12 protein-coding genes are annotated in these 12507 nt (G+C 45.4%); 8 read left to right on the forward strand and 4 right to left on the reverse strand.

Going from position 1 to position 12507, the window contains the following annotated elements:
• Positions 1–18 precede the first annotated feature (18 nt).
• From ACFQRK_RS21085 to ACFQRK_RS21100, 4 genes are all read right to left on the reverse strand, one after another.
• Positions 19–1449 carry a LamG-like jellyroll fold domain-containing protein gene (locus ACFQRK_RS21085; RefSeq protein WP_379010172.1) on the reverse strand — a complete coding sequence of 477 codons (1431 nt, stop codon included), beginning with the start codon at positions 1447–1449 and terminating at the stop codon, positions 19–21.
• A gap of 196 nt (positions 1450–1645) precedes the next feature.
• A complete protein-coding gene (locus ACFQRK_RS21090; RefSeq protein WP_379010173.1) occupies positions 1646–3160 on the reverse strand; it encodes a sulfatase in 1515 nt (504 codons plus the stop codon).
• Entirely contained in the window at positions 3160–4620 is a 1461-nt protein-coding gene (locus ACFQRK_RS21095) for a sulfatase (protein WP_379010174.1), read from the reverse strand. The genes ACFQRK_RS21090 and ACFQRK_RS21095 overlap by 1 nt, the downstream gene beginning before the upstream one ends.
• A gap of 168 nt (positions 4621–4788) precedes the next feature.
• A complete protein-coding gene (locus tag ACFQRK_RS21100) occupies positions 4789–5493 on the reverse strand; it encodes a FadR/GntR family transcriptional regulator (RefSeq protein ID WP_379010175.1) in 705 nt (234 codons plus the stop codon).
• A 216-nt stretch (positions 5494–5709) separates the two neighbouring features.
• Here ACFQRK_RS21100 and ACFQRK_RS21105 point away from each other — a divergent pair, with 216 nt between their 5' ends.
• The 8 genes from ACFQRK_RS21105 to ACFQRK_RS21140 all read left to right on the forward strand — a co-directional run bounded on the left by ACFQRK_RS21105 (position 5710) and on the right by ACFQRK_RS21140 (position 11683).
• The gene (locus ACFQRK_RS21105; protein WP_379010176.1) at positions 5710–6567 is read left to right on the forward strand and encodes an ATP-binding cassette domain-containing protein; all 858 of its coding nucleotides are present in this window, start codon (positions 5710–5712) and stop codon (positions 6565–6567) included.
• Positions 6551–7399: a hypothetical protein gene (locus ACFQRK_RS21110; RefSeq protein WP_379010178.1), complete on the forward strand. Its 849-nt coding sequence runs from the start codon at positions 6551–6553 to the stop codon at positions 7397–7399. The genes ACFQRK_RS21105 and ACFQRK_RS21110 overlap by 17 nt, the downstream gene beginning before the upstream one ends.
• Positions 7400–7783, forward strand: coding sequence for a GntR family transcriptional regulator (locus ACFQRK_RS21115; RefSeq protein ID WP_379010179.1), 384 nt, complete (start codon positions 7400–7402; stop codon positions 7781–7783).
• Positions 7770–8663 (forward strand): hypothetical protein, encoded by an 894-nt coding sequence (locus ACFQRK_RS21120; protein ID WP_379010180.1) that lies wholly within the window; start codon positions 7770–7772, stop codon positions 8661–8663. Before ACFQRK_RS21115 ends, ACFQRK_RS21120 begins: the two co-directional genes overlap by 14 nt.
• Positions 8664–8739: 76 nt before the next feature.
• A complete protein-coding gene (locus tag ACFQRK_RS21125) occupies positions 8740–9615 on the forward strand; it encodes a hypothetical protein (protein WP_379010182.1) in 876 nt (291 codons plus the stop codon).
• Positions 9587–10012 carry an erythromycin esterase family protein gene (locus tag ACFQRK_RS21130; protein ID WP_379010183.1) on the forward strand — a complete coding sequence of 142 codons (426 nt, stop codon included), beginning with the start codon at positions 9587–9589 and terminating at the stop codon, positions 10010–10012. The genes ACFQRK_RS21125 and ACFQRK_RS21130 overlap by 29 nt, the downstream gene beginning before the upstream one ends.
• The gene (locus ACFQRK_RS21135) at positions 10009–10920 is read left to right on the forward strand and encodes an ABC transporter ATP-binding protein (protein WP_379010184.1); all 912 of its coding nucleotides are present in this window, start codon (positions 10009–10011) and stop codon (positions 10918–10920) included. Before ACFQRK_RS21130 ends, ACFQRK_RS21135 begins: the two co-directional genes overlap by 4 nt.
• Positions 10913–11683, forward strand: a complete 771-nt coding sequence (locus ACFQRK_RS21140; protein WP_379010185.1) for an ABC transporter permease — start codon at positions 10913–10915, stop codon at positions 11681–11683. The genes ACFQRK_RS21135 and ACFQRK_RS21140 overlap by 8 nt, the downstream gene beginning before the upstream one ends.
• The last annotated feature ends 824 nt before the right edge of the window (positions 11684–12507 follow it).

Raw genomic sequence — 12507 nt, forward strand, 5'->3', positions numbered from 1 at the left:
TTTGTTTTTTGCGGTATATTATTGTAATTCGAACAAGTGATGGATCTCCTGCTCACTCAGTGCCCGGCCATACACCAAAAAGTCATCAAGCATGCCGTTAAAATAGTTGCTATACGTTCCGCCGCCGCTACCTTCCTGCGCACCGATCTTAAAGGGCTGGCTATTGGAGACGTTTTTCACGGCCGGCGCGGTTCCTTCTTTGATCAGCACGCCATCGACATAAACGCGCGAAACTTTTCCTTCCCTTACGCACACCACGTGATGCCATTGGCCATCCGAGACGCTGTGGTCGCTGTTCTGAATGGTGCCGCCGCTGCCATCTTCCACACAGAACCGGATTTGCCGTTCCGCGTTATCTCCCAACCGTAGCCACGTTTGATTGTCTCTCCCTCCATTTGCACCACTTTCCGCCCAAACCATCATCCGGTCGGTGCTCATTGTGTTCAACCAGCATGCGATCGTAAAATCATCGGTTCCAAAGTTGAAGTTGGGATGGTCCGGCACCAAAAGCAGGCTGTTTCCATCAAACTGTGCAGCTGCACCCCCGCCGATCCGCCCCTCGCTTTCGAAAGCTACCTGTCCGATCACGGACGGATGCACCGCCGAAGGCCCTGCATCGGCGCCCGACCCATCCATCGGATAATACGCCACCAACCCGTTTTCCGGAACCACCAATACATACCCTTGCTGCGTTTCCGTCGACGAAGAAACCTCGTCGTACGCCTCCAACACCACCGGATATCTTCCGGGCTCGTTATACCGGATCGTTGGGTTCTTTTCGATGGATGTGGCCGGAGTTCCGCCGTCGAATGTCCATCGCCATCCGGTAGCTTCGCCGGTGGATTTGTTTTCGAACGTAATGGAACCGCCTGCGGGGATTCCCGTATGGCTGGCCGTGAAATCGGCCTGGGGTGGATTCGCACTTAAAACCGTCAAGTACGCCTCTTTGGTTACGGTATGGGTGCCACCGGGGTGGGACACTGTCAACTTCGCCGAGTAAACACCGACCTTGGAAAACGTGAGTTCCGGATGCTGTTCCTCCGAAACAACAACCGTCCCGTTTGCACCCGCAAACTCCCATTTCCACGATTCGGGGAGGCCCGAAGACAGATCGGTGAACTGCACGGGATCCCCTAATTTAACCGTGGTGGTGTCGGTCGTGAAATCCGCAACCAGCTCCCGATATCCCACTTTAATAAAGTCGGGAATGGTAAGTGAAGAAACCTTATCTCCGCGCCGTACTTCCAGGGTCACCGGATAGGTTCCAACCGTATCGTAGATGATCACCGGACTATGCACCACGCTTTCCCCGGGGCTCCCGCCCTCAAAAACCCAACGCCACTGCGATGGAAGGCCAGTCGAGATATCTTTGAACGTTACGGTATCGCCCACCTGAATTTCGCGCAGATCAGCGTCAATGTTCGCTTCAAGCGGCGGATCCAATCGCATCGCGTCCTCTGTTGAGCACGAAATGAACAAATAGATTAAAAGCAGACATGACGTAAAAGCAATGTATTTGTTGGTCATATTTAGGCAGTTAACTAAGTTGATAAATTAATTCATAATTGGCTTTAGTTCTTATGTAGAACATATTTACAAATATAGGAAGTTCAAGCATTTCATGCAAATTAAAGTTATTTTTCGTTTAGCGATTCCGCTTTCGGTATTGATTACGCCGATATTGATCAATTAAATCTGCTACGCGTGTTTCTATTGCAGCTACGGCAGGCCGGCCTGCGACGTTTTCACGTTCCGGATCAGAATGATCCATCCGATACAATTCACGCTCGACCACGTTCTGTCCTTCTATGTCATACCAATACGTACAGCGCCATCCGGCCACGCGGACGGAGTATCCCATATAGACAGGTAAACTCTTTTGATTTATGGCCGCCTGATATGGCCGCACAAATTGGCTGAAGGCCGGGTATTCCCACGACATCAGCGGGTCGTCCAGCAGCGGTGTCAGGCTGGTACCGGCCAATTCGTGCTTTTGCTCCATACCGCACAGCTCGCTCAACGTAGGATAAATGTCCACGGATTCCACGATGGCTTTTGTCATTTTGCCGTTCCCTTCCATTTCCGGCGAAGCGATAATCAATGGTACCCGGGCATCTAACTCAAAATTAGTGGACTTGCACCACAAATCCTGTTCACCCAGGTGATAACCGTGGTCACCCCAAAGCACAACGATGGTCTGATCGGCCAGTCCCAGCGACTCCAGGTGGTCCATCACCTTGCCGATCTGGGCATCCACATAACTTATGCAAGCGTAATAACCGTGGATCATTTTTTGCTCTTGTTCAGGTGATAGGCCGCCTTCATCCGGTACATCCCGATATCCCCTGAGTTCCTGCCATTGATGAAATGCGAGATCGGGACTGCCGACGGGCCGATTCCTGTCCGTCACGCCAAATGCGGAACGATTATACAGATCCCAATAGGTTTTCGGCGCGCAGAAAGGTGCATGCGGCTTCAGAAAGCCCACTGCAATAAAAAACGGCGTATCTTTTTCCCGGGCTTCGGTCAACAGGTGCATTGCCTCCATTGCGATTTTCCCGTCGGTATACGCCGTGTCCGGCACATCGGCGGCCTCCGTAATTCCCTGTTTGCCTTTCCTGTTTTGATTTTCGGGAAGCACATAGGTACGACCGCCTCGAGGCGAGATCACTTTCGTCCATGAAACCGGATCGAGCGTGTGCTTCGAATTGTGAAAGATCTTTCCGGTACTTGCGGTGAAATAACCGTCATTTTTAAAAGACTGCGGAAGTGTCACGGCGTTGGGCACGAGTTCCCTGAAGTGGGTCTGCAGGTCGTATACACCCGTCTCATCCGGTCGCAAGCCGGTCAGCATGGATGTCCGCGATGGACTGCAGATTGCCTGCTGGCAATAGGCATTAGCAAACACCACACCGCGCCCCGCCAATCGATCAATATTTGGTGTGTATGCGCGTGAGTCGCCGTAACACCCCAGGTTGGGCCGCAAGTCGTCGACCAAGAAAAACAGTACGTTTTTACGCGGTTGATCATGTTGGGCAAACAGTGGAAAACCACTCGCCATCATGAGACAAAACATCCAGTAGGATTTCTTCGTATTCCGGATCATTTTTTCTTTTTCATAACGTCCATCCCCGCCAAAACCCAGCATGGTTCCAGCCATCAATCCGGCCGATAATCTGGGTTTTTCACAGGCATTTGCACATCTGCTGCTATCCGCCATACCGTAAGCATCTGCTTCAGTGAATCGACAAGCCCGCTTTGGGATGGCGCCAGGTTTTTGGCTTCCCGTACATCGTATGCTAGGTTGTATAATTCCACCTTTCCGTTTTCAAGCGATTCAACAAGTTTCCACGGGCCATACCGGATTACGCTGACCGGGCCCGCTGCATTCGGATGACCGGGCCCAACATAGTTCGGAAAATGCCAATAAAGGGCGTCCCGATTCGGCACCCCCTCCCGCTTAAGCACGGGCAATAAGCTGATACCGTCGACATGCTGTTCAGGCATCAGGGATAATCCTGCCATATTGAGGATACTGGGATAAAGATCGGTCGTAATCACCGGTATTTCCGAAACCGACGGTCGCGTCGTGATTCCGGGCCAACGGATAATCAGCGGCACACGGATGCCCCCTTCGTAAAAATTCCCCTTGTTGCCCCGGAAGGGATAATTAGATGTTTGCTTGCCGAATCCGCCGTTGTCGGATGTGAAAATCACAATGGTATTATCCGCCAGGCCCGATTCCTCGAGCTTTTCGAGGATCGCTCCCATACTCGCATCGACGCTTTCAATCATCGCAGCATAAGCCGGCTTTACATGGCCTTTCGACGAATCCGGCTCCTTCTTTTCGTAACGTGCCTGGATGCTTTTTTTCGCTTGAATCGGTGTATGTACGGCATAGTGACTCAAATAGATAAAGAACGGGCTATCGCGATGTTGGTCTATGAAGCGAAGCGCTTCAGCCGTGAGCCGATCTGTCAAATATTCTCCTGCTTTTCCATCCGGCAGGGTGTTCCACTCTTCCCAGGGGTAACCTTCGGCCATTCTCCATTTACCACGATACGGATAAAAATGTCCGCCCGTGTGTCCATGTCCATTCCCCCCGATGTTGACATCGAATCCCTGGTATTCGGGATAATAGGCAGGGTCATCACAAACATGCCATTTTCCGATGCTCGCTGTCGCATATCCTGCGTTCTTCAATGCCTCGGCAATGGTTACTTCCTCCAAAGGCAGATTCATGACGTAATCGGCATCCTTCAACGGCGTACCCCGTCCCCCATGGATGCGCTTATAACCTTTGATCGGAATCGCATGCGTAATGTGTAGGCGTGCCGGATTTTTTCCGGTAAGCAGGCTGGCCCGGGTTGGGGAACAGAGTGTGCTACTGGCATAAGCGTGGGTAAATCGCATGCCAGATTCGGCAAGCCGATCTATATGCGGCGTTTCGTAATAGCTGCTTCCATAGCACCCGACATCGCTGTACCCCAAATCGTCTACTAAGAAAACAATAACATTCGGCTTGTCTGGTTCTCCTTCCAATCCCTTTAGATAGCCCGTTGCCGATAGGTCCTCCAATCCAAACGACGACAACAATAAAAGCAATAAAATTGATCTCATTCTGCTATAACTGGTTATTGCGTTCTTTTATGTAGAACATATTGACAAATATAATCGCTTTGCGGGTATACTTCCAAATATTTCCAGCAAAAAAATCGCTTTTGCCGCCGCTAGAAGTCCGGAAAGAATGAGTTAGACTGCCTGTTACTTATAAATGAAGCTTCGGGATTACTTCATCACCCGCTCAAAATGCGGGCTTAAATGTTCCTTCATACCCTGCCGGAAGTCCTCTGGCCCGCCTTTTTTTAGCAACTCAAGCAAATCCCTATGGGTGATTTTGCCCACCTTGGCTGCTCCGTTTATTTTGGCTTCCTCGCTGACTACATACTCGAACACCGGCAGCAACATGTTTTGAAACCGCATAAACGTATCATTACCGGTCATTTGGTAGAGTTTACCATGGAAAGCAATTTCATATTTCACCTTAAAAGGCTGCTGTACCTTGTTCACCTCTTTATTCACAATTTGCTCAAGCTCTTTTAAGTCTTTATCCGTCATCCGTGCATAGAGTATGTCCGCCAGTCCCATCTCTAACACAAGCCGCAGCTCGAACAGATCTTTGAGGGTCTTCTGATCTAAAATAAGCGGATCCATTACCCGTTCGAATCCACCAAGAATATCGGGTTCCGCTAAAACCATCCCCCGTTTTTTCTTCGATTCGATCATGCCTAACATCCGTAATCTGCTGAGTGCCTCGCGCACTACATTCCGGCTTACATCCAACGCCTCAGCCAATTCGAGTTCTTTCGGAAGCGCGTCACCGGGCTTAAACGCTTTCCTTTTTAAATACTCACGGAGTCGTGTCTCAACGACGTCCGCCATCGTGGATGGCGCTATCTTCTCGATATCCTTAGTCAAACTTTTGCTTGCCATGTAGCTTTATTAATGGGCGACTGAAATAGTGATTTCAGCAAAAATATGCATTTTTTGTGATTATGTAGGACAAAACAAACACCGAACACTCGACGCGGTGTTAGGCATCCGGATCTAGACTCCGGACAATCTTTATTTTCTTTTTTCCAAAAAATTTGGAAATGATCGAAATACATCTATATTTGCAGTGTACTATTTAACTAATACACTATACCAATGGTTCACCTTCAAAATATTTCCTACGCTTACGACAGAAGCAGGCCGGTACTTTCCGATGTAAACCTAGCTATCAAGCCCGGACATATCTATGGCCTACTGGGAGAAAACGGAGCCGGCAAATCCACTTTACTGAAAAGTTTGGCTGGGTTGGTTTTTCCGCAGTATGGAGACATCAGCGTTATGGGCTATCAACCCGCAGCACGAACTCCGGAATTCCTGTCTCAGGTATTCGTTATTCCCGAGGAGTTTACGCTGCCGCCGGTACGCCTATCAAGGTATCTGGATACCTACACCCCCTTTTATCGCGATTTTGACCGCGTGCTGTTTGATCAATTGCTCGCCGATTTTGACATCGGCAGCGACGTACATCTCGAACAACTTTCTTACGGCCAGAAAAAGAAAGTACTTATCGCGTTCGGTCTTGCCACCAAAACGCGCCTCCTCCTCATGGACGAACCCACAAACGGGCTGGACATCCCGTCAAAATCGCAGTTCCGGAAAATCATGGCCACCGCGCTCTCGGAAGACCGATGCTTTATCATATCTACGCATCAGGTACGTGACCTGGATAACCTGATCGACGAATTGATTATCCTCGGTAATCAGCGCGTTGTGCTGGCTGCATCGATTGAGCAAATCTGCCAAAGCTTCGCTTTTAAATCGGCGGCGGCAATGACTGATGATATGCTCTATGCCGAACAGACGCTTACGGGTGTCCACGCGATACTGCTCAACACCCAAGCCGAAGAAACCCGCATTGATATCGAACTGTTTTTTAAAGCAGCCTTGGTCAAAGGCTCCCAAATCACCCACGTACTAACGCAAGCTACCCGTCATCATGAACAACACATTTAGCACCCGCCGCTTTGGCCTTCTACTGCGAAAACAATGGATAGAAAATTGGAAGGTTTATTTAGCCAGCTCGGCTATCCTTTTTGGCTGCATCTCGCTTTTCTATATACTTAACATAGTTAGTGACAACTTTTTCCAACGGGATAGCCATCACATAACTGGTATGGATGCCTATACGTACTTTCGCTTTTCTTCGCTTCGGTTCCGCGAGGGCATCCTGGCATTATCCGGTATCGGTTACATCACGCTGCTTTCAGGACATTATTACAGCCGGCTTAGCAAACCCGCCACCGGCATACAGGAACTAACACTTCCGGTTTCGGTGACCGAAAAGTTACTGGGCGGCTTAGTATTCGGTAGTCTGCTGACCATTTTTACATTTATAGCGGTGTGTTTAGTTACAGACACCGCTTTTGTTGCGGCTTTACGGGTAATTTACAGCGACGTAACGTTCGACAATAAAGCCGTGGAATTAAGTCAAGTCAATTATGGTGATGGCCAAGCTGGTTTTAAATATTATTACCAGGTATTGGACGTTAAATCAAGGACGATCTTACTCCTTTTCGCCTTTCTGCTCAGCAGCGTATTTACACTAGGCTCGATTTATTTCCGCAGATTTCCGTTTATCAAAACAGGTTTTTTCGTAGTCGCGTTAATTTCGTCACTAACAGCTACCCAGGAATTCTTGAATAAGATGTTGTTAAAAGACCGGGTAGAAATAAACCACTTTGCAGCAAATGGCTATCCCGAAGTTTTTTTCATCATGTTCCTTATTACGCTCATCGGTTCCCTTTGGGCAGCCACCTATTTCAGGTTAAAAGAAAAGGAGGTATAAATGGATTTTAAGGATAACAAAGCTATCTATCTGCAGATATCCGACTACGTATTTGAGCACATCCTGTTGGGCCGTTGGCCAGCAACGGAAAAAATCCCCTCCGTGCGCGAACTCGCCGCCGTGTTGGAGGTAAACCCCAATACCGTAGCCCGGACCTATGAATTGCTGCAAAACCAGCAGATCATTCAGAATAAACGGGGGATAGGTTTTTTTGTAGCAAACGACGCAAAGGATAAAATCCGCACGATCCGCCGACAGGAATTCATGGATAAGGAGCTGCCGGCATTTTTCAGAACAATCTATCTGCTCGACATCGATATGGAACAATTAAAACATTTATACGAAACCTTCGTCAACACCACATTTCAACATGAAAACAAGTAATATTTTTCTCCTCATCGCCTTGATTCCGATTTTCGGATCCTTCCTCGGACCAAAACTTTTCAGTGAGTATGTAAGCAAGGACGAATATGACCAAAATCTGGCGGAAAGTATAAAATCGCTGGAAACACCGACTTATCGCCACAAAACCGAAACATTTGCCCAATCCTTCAATCGCATTTTGATCAAAAACACGCAAACAAAACAAACGGCCTACCTAGACGACGACACCTACAAGCGCAATACCGCATACAATCAAATCCGGTGGATCCAATCTGAAACATGCGGATTAAAGTTGCCTTATCACAATGGTTTCATCCAACGCAGCTTCATTGAAAACAATACGCTGGTTATTTATACTTCCTATCCGAATAAACTTCCTGTCGGTACGATCACCGTTTATTCACCGTCCTTAAGCCACATGACAATCGAAAATACCGGAATGGTTCGGCTTACCAACACCGTAACGGACTCGCTCATCGTAACGGCCATGCGCAGTCATTTGGAGATTGACGAACAGTCCTCCTTCAACAAGCTAGCGATAGTGGCTGGCAATAATAGCAAGATATTGGTCAGGTCGCCCTATATCGGCGAAGCCCGGTATACCCTCTCGGCAAACAGTATCATACGGAATGAAATCGATTCGTGTGATGCCATGTACATTCATGGCGACAGCGGAAGCCAGGTGGCGATCGTTCCCTATTCCGAAGAAGACCACCCCGCGCGAAATACGTACCAATATTTGCGTTTCAACAACGAGCTCGGAAACATCCATATCGAAAACACACGCATACATCGGATCGTGGGTAACAAGGCCAACCTAAGCCTAAGTATGAGCGCTCGACAAATCGAACAAACATTGGCTGCTTTAGTTGACGATTAAACGAGAGGTCGCAGCGTGGCTCCGTGTACGAGTTTCAACGTTGGTTTCGTTAACCAGAAGATAATATTTGATCACGATGAAAAGATTTCTGATTATATTGATAATTCCTATTGTGTTGATTCTCATAATCAACCTTGTTTTATATGAAGATGTTCCTGAATCGATAAGGGCTGCACAGCGCGCAGACATCGAACGTCATGCTACTATTGTCAAAAGTATAGCGATAACTGACACCGATTATCATGATTTACAAATTCTCGATTCCATACTTGTCGGTAATAGGGTTCTGATGTTGGGAGAAAACGTCCATCGCGATGGGCAAACCTTTAAGGCAAAAAGCAGGGTTATCAAATACCTGCATGAACACAGGGGATATCACGTCGTTTTATATGAAGCCGGGCAGTACGACACTTGGTGGATGAATAAGGAAATGAATGAACGAGAAAATTCACAAGTCTCCAACGATTCGATCGGTGGGATCGGTTTGTTTAATTTTTGGTGGGCAAATCAAGAATCAAAACCGCTCATCGATTATTACCTGAAAACGAAGTCAACCGTCAACCCCATTGAAATCGGCGGATTTGATATCCAATTTTCAGGAGGAGTGTTGACCGATAAACGTATGCAACTATTAAAAAGCTTTTTTGTTAAGAACGGAATACATCTCGAAAACTACCCTACTTTTAACACGTATTTGCCTGACCTTCATTTATTGTTATACAAAGCCTATGCGGACAAAAGGCTCGACGATAAACAAAAAGCACACTTCCTCGATGAGATAACTCAATTGGAGCAGGTTACATCAACCCTTGGAACGTCCGAAGAAAGCACCATGTATGCAAGATATCTTAATGATATGAGAAATAATTTCTTTAAATCATGGAAATATGAGTCAGGGTCCATGGCAAGCATGCAATTCGTTAATGGCAAGAAACCTTATCTATCAAATTGATTCCGTTTATACAGATCAAAAGGTGGTAGTATGGTGCGCCAACATTCACACTTTTACAAGCAGATACAGTAAAGATTATCTCCCAATGGGAACGTATATCAAAAACAAGTACGGGGAATCCGCTTACATGCTGAATTTCTCCTCTTATGCGCGATATCGTAATGGAAATAAAATTGTTGACAGGCCCAGCAAGCTTGCCGTTGAAAATGCTTTTCATGCAACCGGATTTCCTTATTTTTTTGTGGACTTAAAAAGCCTTCCGCAAGGCTCATTTTTAAAGCAAGATTTTGTTTCAACAATTAATCAAGGAATCGCTCAAAAGCGAGTATGGAGTGATTTTATCGACGGAATCTTCTATATCGATATTAATAGAGATCCTACTTATTCAGAAAAATGACGGAGAGCATAACGACAACAAATCTATGTTATAAAGTTGGTTCCAAAACCATTTTGAGTGACATTAATCTTCGAGTACCGATAGGAAGCATTTACGGCTACCTCGGTAGGAACGGAGCAGGAAAATCAACTACAATCAAGTTGCTTCTTGGACTTTTAAAAAGCGCGGAAGACAATATTCTTATCCAGGGGATAAGTCTAAAACAAAGAAGCACGCAAATCCATTCAATTGCTGGAAATCTGATAGAAGCGCCGTGTTTCTATAATAACCTGACCGTATATGAGAATCTAAGATACCTGGATATTATTCATAAAAGGGGATTAAGGCGAATCGATGAAGTCTTAGCGTTAGTGAATCTTCATTTAGAAAGAAAGAAAAAAGCAAGTGCTTTGTCGATGGGAATGAAACAGCGATTAGGGATTGCTATGGCTATTTTTCATGACCCACAGCTATTGATTCTTGATGAGCCGCTGAACGGGCTTGACCCACAAGGTATTTTCGAAATGAGAAAGCTGTTCCAAAGCCTTAACGAACAAGGGAAAACCATTTTCCTGTCGAGTCATATTCTCAGTGAGTTGGAGAAAGTTGCAACCCATATCGGAATCATTGAAAGCGGGCGTATGATCTTTCAAGGAACAAAAGATGATTTATTATTAGGTAAAATAGAAAGACATGTTCGTCTTAGGATCGATGATGTTGAAACGGCAATCGATGTTTTATCGCCTTTGGGTTTTTCTTTACAGCATCTTGGAGCCAATAGGGTTTTGGTCATCGTCAATGATGATCAACATTTCAATTCACTTGTAAAAAACCTTATTTGCAATAAGATCGGGATATATGACATGGAATCCCAAAATGCTAATCTGGAACAAACCTTTATCAATTTAATATCCCGGGCAAATGACTGATACATTATATAGGGCTATTTCATCCGAAAAGTACAAGCTCGCTAAAAACAAGGAGATATTTGGGATATTGTTAATCCCCGTAGCCTTGATTGTCCTCATCGACGGATATCTTATTTACGAAGCCAACAAATCAGGGTTTATAGATTCCGCTACCAACCCCTGGAAAATCCTGTTGGGGAGGTACGTCTTTCAATTTTTTCAACTGCTTTATCCCATCCTTGTCGCTATTTTCGTCCATGCATGCTGTGATATTGAATATAAAAACAACAATTACAAAATCCTCTTCACTATTCCGTTGTCTAAAACAAAAATTTTTTTTTCAAAAGCACTTTTTGTTTTATTCATTGTTTTGCTCTCCGTGATACTATCTTATCTGGCTTTTTTGGCTAGTGGTTACTTGCTAAGTTTGATGTATCCGAAAATTGGATTCCAAAATTATGACTACCGTGAAGTTATTTTTTGCACGTTCCTAAAGCTTGTTATTACACTGACAGCGGTTTCCATGATTCAGCTATCCCTAAGCCTTGCTTTTAAAAACTTTATCTATCCAATTGGCTTTTGTGTGTTCATGACGGTATTTTCCATAATGGTAGCACAGAAGAAATTTTCAGATTTTATTCCTTATAAAGGCGCTTACAATTCGTTCGCAAATATTATGAGTGAGAACAGTTCTTTTGAAAGACTGGATTACAGCAATATTGCAATGACAATTTTATTTCTTTCGGTAAGCTTTTTTCTGTTTAGACAAAAAAAAGTGGCTTAGCATATTCTTTAAGCCCCCTTTGATTCATCTCATCAATTTCTTAATAATGAGGAGCATGCTTGGAAGAAAACGAAACCGATCGGAAGCATATCATTATCAAAACGGGTTAAAATGGACTATTTACGGCTTATCTCGAATTCATACAATTTAATTGCTAAAAATTTCAGCATTTTAGGAATTAAGCCGTCCATTCAGTGAGCGTCATTTTACCATGTTGCGGTCCCAATCAATGCACAGATTTAGATTACTGCGTAATTAATGTAAGCGCAATACATTGAAAATTCTTCAAGTTGATCGCATATGTTGCCGGAGGAACATGATAAGAGTATATTGAAATCAAGGTAAATCCGTATACCGTACCGTATCGCTGTTTGGACGGTGCAGAAACATCTGAAGGTATTTGTCGGTTTGAGAGCGCTATAGTTATCTGGCTCGTCACACCGCTGCGGGCCAACATGAAGAATAGGCGGAACGCTGGCTACCGTTATGCGCGTAAGCGTATCGAAACCCTGTACTCACACCACTGTGATCAGCTTATGCTCAAAAGGAACTATGCTAAGATGCTCGATGGCCTGTTCACAAGGCTTTGCACCAAGATCTCTGCAGTGGTGGTATTGCAGTACACGAACTTTTTAAACAACAGAAATATTAAAAGGTTTAAACATGCACTCGTTGTTTAGACCGCACAAAGGACTATTGTAATCGGTAAATAAGAATACACAACTTTTGGCAAATAAGAGTACACAATAATCGGCAACAATACCTACACAACTTCGGCAACAACTAGTGCAGAATGATTGCAGGCTGCTTCGGTGTTATTCACC

Source organism: Parapedobacter sp. GCM10030251, assembly GCF_042666505.1.
Lineage (GTDB): Bacteria > Bacteroidota > Bacteroidia > Sphingobacteriales > Sphingobacteriaceae > Parapedobacter.